Below are 15,350 nucleotides of genomic sequence, written 5' to 3' on the forward strand. Positions count from 1 at the left end.
CACTTGTTTATGTTTTTAATTATTAGAAACGGTAGAATTTCGTAGGTTAACCCTACCTGCTCGCAGCAACCGCAGGCTTTCTGAAAGGATCTAGCTAGTACTTATCCGTCTGTTATATTATACAAAAATTATGATTTTTTGGCAAATAAACCTTTGAGTCGAGTGCCGATAGTTTGAATGAGAGTTGGCAACTTGACGACTTTTTCATTACCAAGATGTTCCCTAGCAATCTTTAGAATCTTTCCAGAATCTTTAGAGGCAAAGAGGAATTTGCTCTTGTCTGTCAAAACCTCAAAGTGGCGACTAATTCTTTTTCCGGAGACATTCGCACCGATTTGAGTGATGCTTGTCCATGGGATTTGAATGTATTGCTCGACATTGACATCTGGGTAGAATTCAAGAGCCACATCTCCTATTAGAAACTTACCGACTTTACCTCCGATAGCCATGTAGGAAACGCCTGTTGTATGCAATTCAACTGTTTTGTTTAATGATTGTGCCATATCTATCTCGCTTTTTGATTGTAGTACTTTTATTATAGCATAAGAAAAGAGTTCAGCTTTGCTAAACTCTTACTCTTTTTACATGATTCCGAAGAAGCTTGCAATGATACCAACTACAAAGAGTCCGATGATGATTGTGATTGGTGAAACTTTCTTCTTAAGCAACCACATACATGCAAAAGTAAGAAGAAGTCCCATCAAACCTGGAATCAATGAATCCAATTGTTTTTGAAGGGTGTCAACTTGAATCTTATCGAAGCTAAGTTTGTCATTAACTTGCCCGAGGATAGTCTTAAGTTGGTCACCGCTGACATTACCTTTAGGCCATTCGATATAGGCACCTTTAGACAAAACTTTACCTGGAAGGTTTACAGTGAAGACGATAGATACCCAACGTTCAACGAGGACGGCCAAGATGAACATACCAAGGATTGATGCCCCTTTAGTAATATCTTTTAAGATACCACCAGACATGTCTTTAGTGATTTCTGAACCTGCTTTGTAACCAAGTTCTTGAGTGTACCACAAGAAGGCCATACGGATAAGGTTCCAACCGATGAAGAAGATAAGTGGACCAGCGATGTTACCAGCTTGTGCCAATGATGCACCGAGGGCACCAAGGATAGGACGAACTGTGAACCAGAAGACAGGGTCACCGATACCGGCAAGAGGTCCCATCATACCGATTTTAACCCCTTGGATAGCAGCATCTTCGATGTCAGTACCGTTAGCTTTTTCTTCTTCAAGAGCCAAGGTAACACCCATGATAGGAGCAGCTACGTAAGGGTGGGTATTGAAGAATTCCAAGTGGCGTTTAAGAGCTGCAGCTTGGTCTTCTTTGTTAGTGTAGAGTTTTTTGATAGCAGGAATGAGTGAGTAAGCCCAACCCAAGTTTTGCATACGTTCATAGTTCCATGAACCTTGCAAGAATTGTGAGCGCCACCAAACCTTTTTACGATCTGCTTGAGATAATTGAATTTTTTCAGCCATGAGAGCACCCCTTCCTAGTAGTCTTCCAAGATATCGCCGATTGGGTCGCCTGAACCAGATGAAGTTCCGCCACCATTTCCGCCACCTTGTTTAGAAAGGTTGAGGTAGATGAAGGCGATAGCGACACCGATAGCACCAAGAGCGATAAGTGTCAATTGGCTTATTGCTGCGAAAGCAAAACCGATGGCGAAGAATGGCCAAACTTCACGAGTTGCCATCATATTGATAACCATGGCGTAACCAACGGCTACGACCATACCACCACCGACAACCATACCGTGGTTGAGCCAGTCAGGCATCAAACCAAGGGCGTGTTGAACAGATTGAGCTGGGATAGCAAGAAGAAGGGCAGCAGGCACAGCAATACGCAACCCTTGAAGAAGAAGGGCAAGGTAGTGTGCGCGTTCAACACCAGCGATGTTTCCGCTTTCTGCTGCTTTATCTGCAGCATGAACAAGGGCAACTGATGCTGTACGAACAAGCATAGTTAGGAAGAGACCGGCAACCGCAAGTGGGATAGCTGTTGCAGTCGCAACACCGATACCTTCGGTTGTGAAGTTACCACCTTTAACCAAAATGATGGCAGCAGCAACAGAGGCGAGGGCAGCGTCAGGAGCGACAGCGGCACCGATATTAGCCCAAGCAAGGGCAATCATTTGAAGAGAACCACCAAGCATGATACCTGCAGTGAGGTTACCTGTAGCAGCACCGATAAGGGTACATGCAACAAGTGGTTGGTGGAATTGGAATTGGTCAAGGATACCTTCAAGACCAGCAAGGAAGGCAACAACTACGACCAAAATTGCAGAAATAATTGACATATCTGACATGGTAATAATTCCTTTTCTATTGAGTTGTGATTAGTTGAGTTTATCAACTAATTTATCCGGATGAAGATTATTGAACGTTAGCTTTCTTGATAAGGTCAAACAAGTCTTTCTTAGAATCGTTTGGAACCTTACGGACGTCAAATTCAACACCAAGGTCACGTAATTTTTCGAAGCAAGCAACATCGTCTTTGTCCATAGACAAAACGTTGTTAACCATTGTTTTACCAGTTGAGTGAGCCATAGAACCAACGTTAAGTTCTTTGATTGGCACGCCACCTTCGATAGCACGAAGTGCGTCTTGAACAGTTTCGAACAAGATAAGCGCGTGTGTGTTACCAAAACGTGGGTCCTTAGAAGCATCAATCAATTTTTGAATTGGAACAACGTTTGCTTTAACACCGTTTGGTGCTGCTTGTTTGATCAATTCTTTACGAAGCTCATCTTTAGCAACGTCGTCTGAAGCAACAATGATACGGTCTGCTTTAGAAGCAGGTGTCCAGTTAGTTGCTACCTGACCATGCAAGAGACGTGTGTCCAAACGTGCCAAGTTAATCTTGAGTTTACCATCTCCGATAACTGTCCCTTCTGGGATAGCTCCTTGCGGTGCTGCAGCTTCCGCAGGAGCTGCAGTTGTTTCCTCAACTGGATTTAGCTCCTCTGGAAGTGCCTTGATACCACCCTTAGCTTCCTTGATGATATTAGCAGCAACTTGCTCTGCAGTAGCGTTAGCATCCATCATACGTTCAGTGTATGCTTGGATTAGCATTGGCAAGTTAAGTCCTGTGATGATGGCAATCTTGCGATCTGGATTTTCTCCAGCAATTCGGCTAGCTTGGTTAAATGGTGAACCAGACCAAAGGTCAGCCAAAACTAGAATTTCATCATCAGCATCGAATTGTGCAATGGCGTCGTTGAAGTGAGCGTATAAATCATCAGGGCCTTCACTTGGCATGAAAGTCACGACTTGAACTTTCTCTTGGTCTCCAAAAATCATAGAGCCTGATTGGTGGATCCCTTCAGCGAACTTACCATGGCTGGCAATAATAATACCGATACCCATTCGTGTTCTCCTCCTTATAAATTATTTTTTCCTAGGCTTAAAAAGACTATCTCCGATTTTTTTCAAGACGCTAAAAAAAGCGTCTCTCAATCTTTTTAAACATAAGAAATCAAGAACAATTATATTGTAAAACGCTTTCACGTAAATGTCAATAGCTAGTGAGATAAAATTTCAAAAGAAGTCAATTTCTTTCAAAAATGAGCAAAACATTATAAAAAGATTGCCCAACGATTAGATTGGACAATCTTTTTATAATATTCGGAGATTATTTCTTCTTGACAATGAGTCGGAAAAGATTCTTAAAGCCTTGTTTGAGAACAACGATAAAGCTAGGTGCTTTTCTTAAACTTTCTCGAGGAATTCTTTTTTGAATCTCTTTCAAAGTTAATCGGCTTTTTCGACTGGCAAAACGGAAACGTCCATTTTGCTTAGTACGGATTTCAAATCGTGGGATGAACTTACCACCGAAGTATACATCAGCAATCACATAAGTGACTTCATCCCAAGGAATTTGAACGTAGTCTTGTAACTTCGTATCATTGTAAAATTCGAAGGCCTTATCACCGACCATGATATTTCCGTAAATAGGCCCTTCACGGAACCAAGTTCCCTTAGATGTGTGAGCCATTTCCGTATTGAGCGATTTAACCATACCTTGCTCCGATTAAAGCACACCAATAATGTGGAGCACAATAGCTAGAACAAAGATACCTAAGATGATAACGATTGGAGAAACTTTTCTCTTAAGAAGATACATACAGAGGAAAGTCAAACCAAGGGCAGCAAGACCAGGAATCAATTGGTTCAAGTTATCTTGCAAGGTTGTCACCTTGTTAGCTTCGAGTGATTTACCAGAAGCTTGTTCTAGGAAGGCTGCTTTAACACCGGCAATACCTTTTGGAAGCTTATCCCACTCGATATAAGCACCTTCTTGTTGTTTAACAACAGAGACAACAGGTGTGAAGGTAATGCTTACCCAACGTTGGATAAGAGAACCAATGACGAACATCCCCATCATTGATGCGCCACGAGTTACTTGTTGAAGAAGGTTACCTGACAAGTCGTCTGTGATTGCAGTACCAGCACGGTAACCAAATTCTTGAGTATACCATTTAACGGCAGCTACCATGACGTTCCAGAGAACGAAGAAGACGATTGGACCTAGGACGTTACCTGAAACAGCCAAACCTGCTCCTAGTGAAAGGAAGATTGGACGAAGGGTAAACCAGAAGAGAGGGTCACCGGCACCTGCAAGAGGTCCCATCATACCGACCTTAACCCCTGAGATAGCAGCATCATCAATCTCAGCACCGTTGGCACGTTCTTCTTCCAAAGCAAGTGTAACCCCAAAGATTGGGTTGGCCATGAAAGGTTGTGTATTGAAGAATTCCAAGTGACGCTTAAGGGCAGCAGCACGCTCTTCTTTAGTTTGATAAAGTTTTTTGATTGCAGGAATAAGGGTGTAAGCCACACCACCATTTTGCATACGTTCATAGTTGAATGAAGCCAAAAGGAAGTATGAGCGCAAGAAAGCTTTGAAACGATCTGCTTTTGTTAATTTAATTTTTGAATCAGCCATTTTCTTTCCTCCTAATTAAAAGTCTTCCAGAATTTCACCGAGGGGATCACCTGATCCTCCATCATTTGAAGAACCATTTGAACCACTAGCTTCAAGTGCAAGGTACATAACGGCAAGACAGAGACCGATGATACCCAAGCTAATCAAGGTCAACTCTTTGAGGGCAGCCAAAGCAAAACCAAGGAAGAAGAATGGCCAAACTTCACGACTAGACATCATGTTGATAACCATGGCATAACCAACGGCTACAACCATACCACCACCGATTGTCATACCTGATTTCAACCATTCAGGCATAGCTTCAAGACCAGATTGTACGAGGTGTGCAGGAATCAATAGCAAAAGGAGGGCAGGGATAGCAACACGGAGACCTTGAAGGGCCATACCGATAAAGTGCCATCTTTCAACACCAGCGATATCAGCAGCTTCTGCACGGCTATCCATAATATGAGCGATGAAGACAGTTGCTGTACGGACAACCATTGTCAAGGCAAGACCGGCAACAGCCAAAGGCACCGCAAGGGCGATGGCAGGACCAATTCCTTTAGTTCCTTGACCACCCAAGATAAGGATGATTGTAGAAGCTACAGCGGCAAGTGAAGCGTCTGGTGCCATGGCAGCACCAACGTTAGCCCATCCCATAGTGATCAACTGCAAGCTACCACCCAACATTACACCGAGTTCGAGATGACCAGTAACAAGACCGATTAGGGAACAAGCCACAACTGGCTGGTATGTTTCGATTTGGTCGTTAACTGAGCTACAACCGATAATGAAAGCAACAATTACGACTAAAATAATTTGTACTAAACTCATTTATGCATCCTCCAAAATTATTTCTTCTCTGCTAATTTAGTTTCAGCTGACTTAATCAAGGCATCAACGTTTGCTGGGCTATCACTTGGCACTCCACGAACGTCAAATTTGACACCCAATGATTGCAACTCTTTGATAGCATCCACATCTGTTTGGTCAAATGAAAGAGCCTTAGTAACGTTAACTTTACCTTCTTTATAAGCTGAAGAACCAAGGTTGATTTCTTTAACATCAACACCTGCCTTAACAGCAGCAAGAGCATCTTCAACAGATTCAAAGAGAAGCATAGCACGTGTATCACCAAAACGTGGGTCATTGTTTGCTTTAACCATGTTTTTAATTGGGATAACGTGAACTTGAACACCAGATGGAGCAGCTTGTTTAATCATGTTTGTACGAAGTTTATCATGACAAACAGTGTCTGAAACGACGATGATACGGTCTGGGTGAGTTGAGTGAGTCCAACCTGTTGCGACCTGACCGTGGAGGAGACGTGTGTCAACACGAGCCAAAACGTATTTGATTTTTCCATCACCAAGAACTGTTCCTTCAGGAATAGTGCCTTTAGGAATAGAAGGCTTAGCGTCGGCTGGTTTAGTGTCTTCTGCAGGAATAAGACTTTCTGGAAGGACCTTAACACCTTCTTTGGTTTCCTTATAAATGTTAGCGACAACCTCTTCAACCCCCGCGTCAGGAGCTACCATACGTTCCGTATATGCTTGGATAAGCATTGGCAAGTTGAGTCCTGTCACGATAACCATCTTGCGATCAGGATTTTCTTCCTTGATTCGGCTTGCCTGGTTAAATGGTGATCCAGACCAAAGGTCTGCAAGGACAAGAATTTCATCGTCAGCGTCAAATTGAGCGATGGCATCTTTGAAGTGAGCGTACAAGTCGTCAGGACCTTCATTTGGCATGAAAGTAACCACTTGAACTTTCTCTTGTTCACCAAAAATCATAGAACCTGATTGGTGAATACCTTCAGCGAATTTACCATGGCTAGCAATAATAATACCGATACCCATTAGTGTTCTTCCTCCTTTTATATATTGCTTCTTAGGAATAGAAAAATGATTATTGGTATTATCATTCAAGATATGAAAATGACAACAATATTTTTTTAGCCCCTCGAAAATTAGAACACTCTAATTATAAAGCGTTATCATTGGTTTGTCAATAGTTTTCGTAACAAAAGTGTCATAAAATTGAAAAAAACATCAAATTTTTGCAAATATACTTTCTTTTCAGATAAAAAGAGTTAGATATAGTTTGAAGCTATACCTAACTAGAGGAAATAGGATTAAGAAAAAATGAGATAAATGCTTGTAATAGCTAGTGGCGACTGCTATAATTTCTTCAATTAACTATTTAAGGTTAAATCTATAAGAAAAGAGGACCTCCTTATGTCAGATTTACTAAGTATTTATAATGAATTGCAATCTAAGAAATGGGTTGACTTGACCCACAAAATTAATGCGGAAAGTCCACATTTTCCAGCCCTCCCTGCTTTGAAACAAGAAGACCTTTTTACCTTAAAAGATGGTTTCCATGTTCAAAAATTTACAGTGGTTGGTCAATACGGAACTCATATTGATGCACCTATTCACTTTGTCGAAGGAGGTCGCTGGCTAGATGAGATTGCCCTCAAGGATCTCCTTTTGCCACTCTATGTTATCGACAAGTCTAAGGAGGTCTCTGAGAATCCAAACTTTATCTTGAGCAAACAAGATATCTTAGACTTTGAAGCAGAGCATGGAAAAATTACAGAAGGAGCCTTTGTTGCTTTTCGTAGTGATTGGTCGAAGCGTTGGCCAGATCAAGATGCCATGCGCAACCTTGATGAGAATGGTGTTCAGCAAAGTCCTGGTTGGAGCCACGAAGCTTTGGAATTCTTAATCCATGAGCGTCATGTCAAGGCAGTGGGGCATGAGACTTTTGACACAGATGCTGGTATTCCAGCAGCAGAACATGGCTTGGTTAACGAATACTACCTCTTGGAACAAAACATTTATCAGGTAGAAGTCTTGAATCAATTGGATCAAGTTCCAGCCGTTGGTGCTTTGATTTCAATTGCATTTCCTCACTGGGACAAGGCGACAGGTTCCCCAGTGCGTGCAGTGGCTATTTTACCTTAATCATAAGAAAAAACACCGAAGAAATTTTCGGTGTCTTTTCTTGTTTACAAAAAGAGTTCTTGGAGTTTGCGAGCAACGCCATCCTCTTCATTAGTCCACTCAATTTGTTCGTTTGCGTGGGGGAGAAGGACAGAGCTGGCATTCTTCATGGCATAACCAGTTTTAGCAAGTTCCAACATTTCTGTGTCGTTGTGTTCGTCACCAAAAGCAATCAAATCATCCGTTGATTTGCGCATGGCCTTGAGTAAGTAGTTTAGGGCGTAGGCCTTGTTAATACCTTTAGGTGAAAACTCCAAGATATTAAGTGGGCCACCCCAAGAATCAACTTCAATTTCTTCCTTGAAGTCCTTCTTGATGTCATCAGCTAGTTGGTACTTATCCTCATGACGAGTTTGCATAAGAAGAGCATTTGGGTTGCGTGTAATTTTTGCTGGTTCCAAACGCATAGCCTCAATGATTTTATCAACACCAAAGAGTTGTGGTTGAATACGCTCTGGGTGATTCATAGTGATATAGAAATGTTTTCGGTATTCACTTGCCAGAAAATCCATTTCTAACTCATTGTGTCGTTGTAGGAGGTCAATCAGATATTTTTTGTCTAATTTAACCGAATGCTCATAGGCCCAGTCTTGGTCTGGAAGATTGGTCAAGGAACCATTAAAGGTAATGAGTGGTGTTTCTAACCCAAGTGTTTTGTAATGGTCGATAGCCATACGATAAGGACGACCTGTAGCAATAACGACTTGGTGTCCTTTGTTTTGTACATCTTTAATCGTTTTTTGTGTGAATTCTGAAATAGTTCCATCTGAGCGCAAGAGCGTTCCATCAAGATCTAGTGCAATCAATTTTTTTGTCATGTTCCTATTATAGCAAAAATCTGTCCTTTGTTGGTGATTAAGAAAGAGCTTTCTGAGAACGTTCGGTTTTTCATAAGAAAAGTCTCAGGAAATAAACCTTGCACCGTCAAATAATTTCATGTAGAATAGTAACGTTGCATTCTACGTGAGAATGTTCCGAAATTATTCGGATTTTGACAATATTTTTTATTAAGGAGTCTAAACTTTCATGGAAAAGTTTTTCAAATTGAAAGAACATGGTACTGACGTCCGCACAGAAGTGACTGCCGGATTGACAACCTTCTTTGCCATGTCTTACATCCTCTTTGTTAACCCAGCGATGTTGGCTCAAACAGGGATGCCTGCACAAGGTGTTTTCTTAGCAACAATTATTGGTGCGGTTGCAGGGACATTGATGATGGCCTTTTATGCCAACCTACCTTACGCTCAAGCACCAGGTATGGGACTTAATGCCTTCTTCACCTATACAGTGGTCTTTTCTTTGGGATACTCTTGGCAAGAGGCCTTAGCGATGGTCTTTCTATGTGGTGTTATTTCATTGATTATCACAGTAACTAAAGTACGTAAGATGATTATTGAGTCTATTCCAACAGCCCTTAAATCTGCGATTTCAGCAGGTATCGGTGTTTTCCTTGCCTATGTGGGAATTAAAAATGCTGGTTTCTTGAAATTCTCAATTAATCCTCATACCTACACTGTAGCAGGTAAAGGTGCTGATATGGCCAAGGCTTCAATTACAGCTTCATCATCAGCTACACCAGGTTTGGTTGCCTTCAATAACCCAACTGTTATTGTCGGTTTGATTGGTCTTGCGATTGCGATTTTCTTTATCGTTAAAGGTATACGTGGTGGTGTTCTGCTTTCAATCCTCGTAACGACTATCATTGCTATTTTTGCTGGTGTCGTTGATCTTGGAAGCATTGACTGGCACGCAGCTAGCTTGACATCATCTATTAAAGATCTTGGTCAAGTCTTTGGTGCAGCGCTTGGATCTAAGGGATTGGGATCGCTTTTTGCAGATGTTTCTCGTTTGCCTGGTGTCTTTATGGCTATTCTCGCCTTTTCGTTGACTGACATCTTCGATACTATCGGTACCTTAATCGGTACTGGTGAAAAGGTTGGTATCATTGCTTCAACAGGTGATAACAACGAATCAAAAGCTCTTGACCGTGCCCTTTACTCGGACCTTGTTGGTACAAGTATTGGTGCCATTGCAGGGACTTCAAACGTTACAACTTACGTTGAATCTGCAGCTGGTATTGGTGCTGGTGGACGTACTGGTTTGACAGCTCTTGTGGTTGCTGTGCTCTTTGCCATTTCTAGTTTCTTTAGTCCAGTGGTATCAATCGTTCCAAATGCAGCAACAGCACCTATTCTTATTATTGTAGGTGTTATGATGCTCTCTAACCTTAAGAGTGTGGATTGGGAAGACTTGTCTGAAGCTATTCCTGCTTTCTTCACTTCTATTTTCATGGGATTCTCATATAGCATTACCTATGGTATCGCAGCTGGGTTCCTTACTTATACTTTGGTCAAAATTGTCAAAGGTCAAGCTAAGGATGTCCACTTTATTATGTGGATTTTGGATATCTTGTTTATCCTTAACTTCATCAGTATGGCTGTGTTCTAAACCTTGAAAGAAAAAGTCTGTACATTTGTCAGGCTTTTTCTTTTTGCAATTTTTATGTGGGAGAAAGGTGAGAGAGTTTCTTTTGATGAATTTTCAATGTCATAGAAATTTCACAAAAAATCTAATCTATGAGTATTTGATGTGTCTAAGATAAATGAAAAATTAAAACATAGATCTTAATTTCTTACTTAAATGATTCAATATTTATAAGTTTCTACTGTATTTTTACAGTGGATTCTAGTCCATATTTCTATTTTTTGATATAATGAGAACATGATTTACAGTCAAAATGAAGAAGAATTGATTAGTATCGGTCAAAAGCTAGGGCGACTGCTCAATTCTGGAGATATAATTGTTCTCTCAGGTGATCTGGGAGCTGGCAAAACGACCTTAACTAAAGGAATTGCCAAAGGTTTGGATATTTCTCAAATGATAAAGAGTCCAACCTATACTATTGTAAGGGAGTATGAGGGGCGACTGCCACTCTATCATTTAGATGTCTACCGCATTGGTGATGATCCTGATTCTATTGATTTGGATGATTTTCTGTATGGTGAAGGCGTGACAATCATCGAGTGGGGTGAGCTCCTAGACGAGAGTCTGTTAGGGGACTATCTCCTAATTTCGATATCACATCATGGAGACGGGCGTCGGTTGCTTTTTGAATCTTTCGGTCCTAGAAGTAAGGAGATTCAGGAGGAAATGGTAAATGGCTGAGCAAGAATTAGTCATTGAGGAAGCTCAAAGAGAGGATGCTGCCTCTCTAGCTCGCTTACTAGAGACTGTAGCCTTGGAATCGGATTTTCTAGCACAAGATGCTAGAAGTTCTATACTGAGTGCCAAACAGTTAGCATCTTATATTGAAGGCCATCAGCATATGCTTAATGAGATTTGTTTGGTGGCAAAATTGGGTCGTGAGGTCATTGGTGTTTGTAATGTAACCTCTGATCAAGATACTAAGACTAGTCATATTGGTGACGTATTTATTGCGGTTGCTAAACCCTACTGGGGAAATGGTGTTGGTCAGTTTTTGATGGAAACAATGATTGACTGGGCGGATCATACACCGATTATCCGCCGCTTAGAGTTGACGGTTCAAGCACGTAATAAACGGGCGGTTCACCTCTATCAAAAATTTGGATTTGACATTGAAGGCACTAAGAAACGTGGTGCAAGAACTAAAAATGGAGAATTTCTAGATGTTTACCTTATGGCTAAACTCATAGATTAGGAAAAAACATGAAACTTGGACGAAAAATTTTATTGATGTTGTTGGCGATTTTTGCAACGACAGTAGTAGCTGCTGGTATTTACCTAACGACAACTTATAATTACGCCACAGGCGAATTGTCAAAAACGTTTAGGGCTTCTAAAGCAACTTCTGGGAATAGTAAGGCCATTCAACAGACTAAGCCTATAACTATTCTGTTGATGGGGGTAGATACAGGATCCAAAGAACGTAAGGAAACCTGGGAAGGGAACTCTGATACCATGATCTTGGTAACAGTGAACCCTAAGACTAAGAAAACAACCATGACCAGTTTGGAACGTGACCTTTTGACAGATATTGAGGGGTCGGGGGAAGCAAAACTAAATTCAGCCTATGCTGAGGGTGGTGCTGACTTGGCTATTTCAACTATTCAAAAGGTTTTAGATATTGATATTGACTATTATGCACTGATTAATATGCAGGGTATGATTGATCTGGTAGATGCCGTTGGTGGAATTGAGGTAACGAATCATTTTGATTTCCCTATTTCAATTGCAGAAAATGAACCAGAATTTCAGGCAAAAGTTGAGCCTGGAACCCATAGAATCAACGGTGAGCAAGCCTTAGTGTATTCACGTATGCGTTACGATGACCCTGATGGTGACTATGGTCGTCAAAAACGTCAACGTGAGGTTATTCAAAAAGTTGTAGCTAAGCTCTTGAAGATGGACTCGATTGGTTCTTACAAGAAAATCTTGTCAGCTGTAAGTTCAAATGTTCAAACTAGCATTGATCTTGGTGATACCAATACTCTGCGTAGCTTGATGGGCTATAGTGATGCACTTAAAAATATTAAGTCATACCAATTGGCTGGTTCGGATGCCATGATCAACGGAGGAAGCTATCAAGTGGCCTCTACTGAGGATATTCTTAAGGTGCAAAACCGTATTAAGAAGGAAGTTGGTAAGAAAAAAGTCTCTGAATCCAATCTTAAGACTAGTTTGGTTCTCTATGGATCTGGTAGCTCTAACTATGGTTCAGATGATTTCGTTAATTCTAAAGGAAGTGCAGCTTCAAGTGAAGCATCTTCAAATTATGAGGCTGGGCCATCTGAGGCAGCAGGTGGTGGATCGGTAAGTACCTATAATGGAGGTTCTAACTATAGTAATAATTATAGTGAAAACACAGGTAATTATGTTCAGGAACAAGGTACGACAACCCCTACATACAATAATAATGGATCGGGTGTGACTACCTATAGCACTGTTCCAGCGGCACAATAAATGAGGTTGGGTGATTCCCAACCTTTTTGCTTTGAAATGACAGAGATATGGTTATTCCTTGCAATGGCTTTTGAGCTATGCTATAATATAGGAAAATAACGAAAGAGAGGCGGAGTAGAAACTTCGTCTCTTGTGTGTGTAAGGAGGTCATAATGTCGCAAAAAATTATTAATCTCGTGACGGCAGTCGTAGCTCCAGCTATTCCTGAGCCATACGAACTGGTCGATATCGAGTACGAAAAGCTTGGCGGTGACTATGTCTTATCAGTTTTGATTGATAAGCCAGGTGGTATTACTGTAGAAGATACTGCAGACTTGACTGAAATTATCAGTCCCCTCTTGGATACTATTCAGCCTGATCCTTTCCCGGATCAATACATGCTGGAAGTTTCTAGTCCAGGGTTAGAGCGTCCCTTAAAAACCAAAGAAGCTTTGACAAATGCTGTTGGTCAGTATATCAATGTTAGTCTTTACAAGGCTATTGATAAGATCAAGATTTTCCAAGGTGACTTGGTGGCCTTTGATGGGGAAACCCTAACAATCGATTACCTTGATAAGACTCGCCATAAAACTGTTGAGATTCCCTATCAAACAGTTGCTAAAGCTCGTTTGGCAGTCAAACTCTAAAACTCTTAGTGTAAATAAAGAAAGGATGCCAGTTTTGGCCAATAGAGGCTAAAACAACAAAGAATATGAGCAAAGAAATGCTAGAAGCCTTCCGTGTCTTGGAAGAAGAAAAACACATTAACAAGGAAGACATCATCGATGCTGTGGTTGAATCACTTAAGTCAGCCTACAAGCGTCGTTATGGTCAGTCAGAATCAGCTGTAGTTGAATTCAATGAAAAAACAGGTGATTTTCAAGTTTATACCGTTCGTGAAGTTGTAGATGAAGTCTTTGATAGTCGTTTGGAAATTAGCTTGAAAGATGCACTTGCTATCAGCTCTGCTTACGAGCTCGGTGACAAGATTCGTTTTGAAGAGTCAGTCGATGAATTTGGTCGTGTTGCAGCGCAATCTGCCAAACAAACCATTATGGAAAAAATGCGCAAGCAGATGCGTGAAATCACTTATAATGACTATAAACAACATGAAGGTGAAATCATGCAAGGAACAGTTGAACGCTTCGACCAACGTTTCATTTATGTCAATCTTGGAACACTTGAAGCCCAATTGTCACGCCAAGACCAAATTCCTGGCGAAAGCTTTAAGTCACACGATGTCATTGATGTTTATGTTTATAAAGTTGAAAACAACCCTAAAGGTGTTAACGTCTTTGTAAGTCGTAGCCATCCAGAATTCATCAAACGTATCATGGAACAAGAAATTCCTGAAGTATTTGATGGAACTGTAGAAATCATGAGCGTGTCTCGTGAAGCTGGTGATCGTACCAAAGTTGCTGTTCGCAGTCATAACCCTAACGTTGATGCTATTGGTACTATCGTTGGTCGTGGTGGAAGCAACATTAAGAAAGTTGTCAGCCGTTTCCACCCAACACGTTTGGATGCTAAAACAGGAATTGAAGTTCCTGTTGAGGAAAATATTGATGTTATTCAATGGGTTGAAGATCCAGCTGAATTCATCTACAATGCTATTGCACCGGCTGAAGTGGACTATGTTCTCTTCGACGAAGATGATAGCAAACGTGCGACAGTAGTTGTACCAGATAACAAATTATCTCTTGCAATTGGTCGTCGTGGACAAAACGTTCGTTTGGCAGCTCATTTGACTGGTTACCGTATTGACATCAAGTCAGCTTCTGAATACGAAGCACTCGAAGCTACACCTGTTGAAGTCACAACAGAAGAAGTAACTGAAACAACAGAAGCAGAATAAGAAGAACATAGAGGTGTTTGATGGCTAAAACACGAAAAATACCTTTACGCAAATCAGTTGTCTCAGGAGAAATCATTGATAAACGTGATTTGCTCCGCATTGTAAAAACTAAAGATGGTGAGATTTTCATTGATCCAACAGGAAAGAAAAATGGCCGAGGTGCTTACATTAAATTAGATAATGAAGAAGCTCTCCAAGCCAAAAAGAAACGTGCTTTTAACCATAGTTTCTCCATGGATGTTCCTGAAAGTTTTTATGATGAACTCATTGCTTATGTGGATCACAAGGTCAAAAGAAGAGAGTTAGGTCTTGAATAACACAGAAAAATTGTCAAATATGTTGGGACTAGCACAAAGAGCTGGAAAGCTTATTTCTGGCGAGGAACTTGTCATTAAGGCAGTCCAATCAGGGCAGGCGAGACTAGTTTTTCTTGCCAATGATGCTGGTAGTAACGTGACTAAAAAGACGACTGATAAATGTAACTACTATAATATAGAAGTCTCCACAGTGTTTAACGCACTGGAATTAAGCATGGCTATTGGTAAACCAAGAAAAACGGTTGCTGTAGTTGATGCTGGATTTTCAAAGAAAATGAGGACTCTTATGGACTAAAGAATAGGAGG

Annotated in this window: 18 protein-coding genes; 9 read left to right on the forward strand and 9 right to left on the reverse strand. The window is 41.0% G+C overall.

Annotation, left to right across the window (positions count from 1 at the left end; all coding sequences use genetic code 11):
• Positions 1 to 128: 128 nt before the first annotated feature.
• The 8 genes from ACYVQ1_RS08135 to ACYVQ1_RS08170 form a co-directional block, all read right to left on the reverse strand.
• Positions 129 to 503: a DUF956 family protein gene (locus tag ACYVQ1_RS08135; RefSeq protein ID WP_060972160.1), complete on the reverse strand. Its 375-nt coding sequence runs from the start codon at positions 501 to 503 to the stop codon at positions 129 to 131.
• A 78-nt stretch (positions 504 to 581) separates the two neighbouring features.
• Positions 582 to 1,493 (reverse strand): PTS system mannose/fructose/sorbose family transporter subunit IID, encoded by a 912-nt coding sequence (locus tag ACYVQ1_RS08140; protein ID WP_014633591.1) that lies wholly within the window; start codon positions 1,491 to 1,493, stop codon positions 582 to 584.
• Between the two features lie 14 nt (positions 1,494 to 1,507).
• On the reverse strand, positions 1,508 to 2,323 hold the full coding sequence (locus ACYVQ1_RS08145) for a PTS mannose/fructose/sorbose transporter subunit IIC (protein ID WP_038675304.1): 816 nt from the start codon (positions 2,321 to 2,323) through the stop codon (positions 1,508 to 1,510).
• 67 nt (positions 2,324 to 2,390) lie between these two features.
• On the reverse strand, positions 2,391 to 3,383 hold the full coding sequence (locus tag ACYVQ1_RS08150) for a PTS sugar transporter subunit IIB (RefSeq protein ID WP_455468517.1): 993 nt from the start codon (positions 3,381 to 3,383) through the stop codon (positions 2,391 to 2,393).
• Between the two features lie 265 nt (positions 3,384 to 3,648).
• Positions 3,649 to 4,035, reverse strand: coding sequence for a DUF956 family protein (locus ACYVQ1_RS08155; protein WP_347096125.1), 387 nt, complete (start codon positions 4,033 to 4,035; stop codon positions 3,649 to 3,651).
• A 12-nt stretch (positions 4,036 to 4,047) separates the two neighbouring features.
• Complete coding sequence (locus tag ACYVQ1_RS08160; protein ID WP_414358922.1) at positions 4,048 to 4,962, reverse strand: PTS system mannose/fructose/sorbose family transporter subunit IID; 915 nt, start codon at positions 4,960 to 4,962, stop codon at positions 4,048 to 4,050.
• Positions 4,963 to 4,977: 15 nt separating this feature from the next.
• Positions 4,978 to 5,778, reverse strand: coding sequence for a PTS mannose/fructose/sorbose transporter subunit IIC (locus ACYVQ1_RS08165; protein ID WP_002886606.1), 801 nt, complete (start codon positions 5,776 to 5,778; stop codon positions 4,978 to 4,980).
• A gap of 17 nt (positions 5,779 to 5,795) precedes the next feature.
• A complete protein-coding gene (locus ACYVQ1_RS08170; protein ID WP_461250374.1) occupies positions 5,796 to 6,803 on the reverse strand; it encodes a PTS sugar transporter subunit IIB in 1,008 nt (335 codons plus the stop codon).
• A gap of 378 nt (positions 6,804 to 7,181) precedes the next feature.
• On the opposite strand from ACYVQ1_RS08170, the gene ACYVQ1_RS08175 reads away from it, so the two are divergent.
• Positions 7,182 to 7,913 carry a cyclase family protein gene (locus ACYVQ1_RS08175; RefSeq protein ID WP_461250375.1) on the forward strand — a complete coding sequence of 244 codons (732 nt, stop codon included), beginning with the start codon at positions 7,182 to 7,184 and terminating at the stop codon, positions 7,911 to 7,913.
• A gap of 44 nt (positions 7,914 to 7,957) precedes the next feature.
• On the opposite strand, the gene ACYVQ1_RS08180 is transcribed toward ACYVQ1_RS08175, so the two are convergent.
• Complete coding sequence (locus ACYVQ1_RS08180) at positions 7,958 to 8,770, reverse strand: Cof-type HAD-IIB family hydrolase (RefSeq protein ID WP_461250376.1); 813 nt, start codon at positions 8,768 to 8,770, stop codon at positions 7,958 to 7,960.
• A gap of 208 nt (positions 8,771 to 8,978) precedes the next feature.
• Between ACYVQ1_RS08180 and ACYVQ1_RS08185 the strand changes: the two genes are divergently transcribed.
• The 8 genes from ACYVQ1_RS08185 to ACYVQ1_RS08220 all read left to right on the forward strand — a co-directional run bounded on the left by ACYVQ1_RS08185 (position 8,979) and on the right by ACYVQ1_RS08220 (position 15,339).
• A complete protein-coding gene (locus tag ACYVQ1_RS08185) occupies positions 8,979 to 10,400 on the forward strand; it encodes an NCS2 family permease (protein WP_070655576.1) in 1,422 nt (473 codons plus the stop codon).
• A gap of 273 nt (positions 10,401 to 10,673) precedes the next feature.
• The gene (gene tsaE, locus ACYVQ1_RS08190) at positions 10,674 to 11,117 is read left to right on the forward strand and encodes a tRNA (adenosine(37)-N6)-threonylcarbamoyltransferase complex ATPase subunit type 1 TsaE (RefSeq protein ID WP_155211774.1); all 444 of its coding nucleotides are present in this window, start codon (positions 10,674 to 10,676) and stop codon (positions 11,115 to 11,117) included.
• Positions 11,110 to 11,631 carry a GNAT family N-acetyltransferase gene (locus ACYVQ1_RS08195; protein WP_461250377.1) on the forward strand — a complete coding sequence of 174 codons (522 nt, stop codon included), beginning with the start codon at positions 11,110 to 11,112 and terminating at the stop codon, positions 11,629 to 11,631. Before tsaE ends, ACYVQ1_RS08195 begins: the two co-directional genes overlap by 8 nt.
• A gap of 8 nt (positions 11,632 to 11,639) precedes the next feature.
• Positions 11,640 to 12,893, forward strand: coding sequence for a glycopolymer--peptidoglycan transferase LytR (lytR, locus tag ACYVQ1_RS08200; RefSeq protein WP_155211770.1), 1,254 nt, complete (start codon positions 11,640 to 11,642; stop codon positions 12,891 to 12,893).
• Positions 12,894 to 13,045: 152 nt separating this feature from the next.
• On the forward strand, positions 13,046 to 13,519 hold the full coding sequence (gene rimP / locus ACYVQ1_RS08205; protein WP_022496349.1) for a ribosome maturation factor RimP: 474 nt from the start codon (positions 13,046 to 13,048) through the stop codon (positions 13,517 to 13,519).
• Positions 13,520 to 13,584: 65 nt separating this feature from the next.
• Positions 13,585 to 14,727: a transcription termination factor NusA gene (nusA, locus tag ACYVQ1_RS08210; RefSeq protein ID WP_461250378.1), complete on the forward strand. Its 1,143-nt coding sequence runs from the start codon at positions 13,585 to 13,587 to the stop codon at positions 14,725 to 14,727.
• 20 nt (positions 14,728 to 14,747) lie between these two features.
• The gene (gene rnpM, locus ACYVQ1_RS08215; protein WP_002883779.1) at positions 14,748 to 15,044 is read left to right on the forward strand and encodes an RNase P modulator RnpM; all 297 of its coding nucleotides are present in this window, start codon (positions 14,748 to 14,750) and stop codon (positions 15,042 to 15,044) included.
• Positions 15,037 to 15,339: a YlxQ-related RNA-binding protein gene (locus ACYVQ1_RS08220; RefSeq protein ID WP_002883776.1), complete on the forward strand. Its 303-nt coding sequence runs from the start codon at positions 15,037 to 15,039 to the stop codon at positions 15,337 to 15,339. The genes rnpM and ACYVQ1_RS08220 overlap by 8 nt, the downstream gene beginning before the upstream one ends.
• Positions 15,340 to 15,350 lie beyond the last annotated feature (11 nt).

It is taken from the genome of Streptococcus parasalivarius, from assembly GCF_054785155.1.

Excerpts from the sequence above, each read along its gene's own strand:
- tsaE (WP_155211774.1), top strand. The coding sequence starts at position 10,674 with ATGATTTACAGTCAAAATGAAGAAGAATTGATTAGTATCGGTCAAAAG.
- ACYVQ1_RS08180 (WP_461250376.1), bottom strand. The coding sequence starts at position 8,770 with ATGACAAAAAAATTGATTGCACTAGATCTTGATGGAACGCTCTTGCGC.
- ACYVQ1_RS08155 (WP_347096125.1), bottom strand. The coding sequence starts at position 4,035 with ATGGTTAAATCGCTCAATACGGAAATGGCTCACACATCTAAGGGAACT.
- rimP (WP_022496349.1), top strand. The coding sequence starts at position 13,046 with ATGTCGCAAAAAATTATTAATCTCGTGACGGCAGTCGTAGCTCCAGCT.
- ACYVQ1_RS08185 (WP_070655576.1), top strand. The coding sequence starts at position 8,979 with ATGGAAAAGTTTTTCAAATTGAAAGAACATGGTACTGACGTCCGCACA.
- ACYVQ1_RS08150 (WP_455468517.1), bottom strand. The coding sequence starts at position 3,383 with ATGGGTATCGGTATTATTATTGCCAGCCATGGTAAGTTCGCTGAAGGG.
- ACYVQ1_RS08165 (WP_002886606.1), bottom strand. The coding sequence starts at position 5,778 with ATGAGTTTAGTACAAATTATTTTAGTCGTAATTGTTGCTTTCATTATC.
- ACYVQ1_RS08175 (WP_461250375.1), top strand. The coding sequence starts at position 7,182 with ATGTCAGATTTACTAAGTATTTATAATGAATTGCAATCTAAGAAATGG.
- ACYVQ1_RS08170 (WP_461250374.1), bottom strand. The coding sequence starts at position 6,803 with ATGGGTATCGGTATTATTATTGCTAGCCATGGTAAATTCGCTGAAGGT.
- ACYVQ1_RS08145 (WP_038675304.1), bottom strand. The coding sequence starts at position 2,323 with ATGTCAGATATGTCAATTATTTCTGCAATTTTGGTCGTAGTTGTTGCC.
- ACYVQ1_RS08140 (WP_014633591.1), bottom strand. The coding sequence starts at position 1,493 with ATGGCTGAAAAAATTCAATTATCTCAAGCAGATCGTAAAAAGGTTTGG.
- ACYVQ1_RS08195 (WP_461250377.1), top strand. The coding sequence starts at position 11,110 with ATGGCTGAGCAAGAATTAGTCATTGAGGAAGCTCAAAGAGAGGATGCT.
- lytR (WP_155211770.1), top strand. The coding sequence starts at position 11,640 with ATGAAACTTGGACGAAAAATTTTATTGATGTTGTTGGCGATTTTTGCA.
- nusA (WP_461250378.1), top strand. The coding sequence starts at position 13,585 with ATGAGCAAAGAAATGCTAGAAGCCTTCCGTGTCTTGGAAGAAGAAAAA.
- ACYVQ1_RS08135 (WP_060972160.1), bottom strand. The coding sequence starts at position 503 with ATGGCACAATCATTAAACAAAACAGTTGAATTGCATACAACAGGCGTT.
- rnpM (WP_002883779.1), top strand. The coding sequence starts at position 14,748 with ATGGCTAAAACACGAAAAATACCTTTACGCAAATCAGTTGTCTCAGGA.
- ACYVQ1_RS08160 (WP_414358922.1), bottom strand. The coding sequence starts at position 4,962 with ATGGCTGATTCAAAAATTAAATTAACAAAAGCAGATCGTTTCAAAGCT.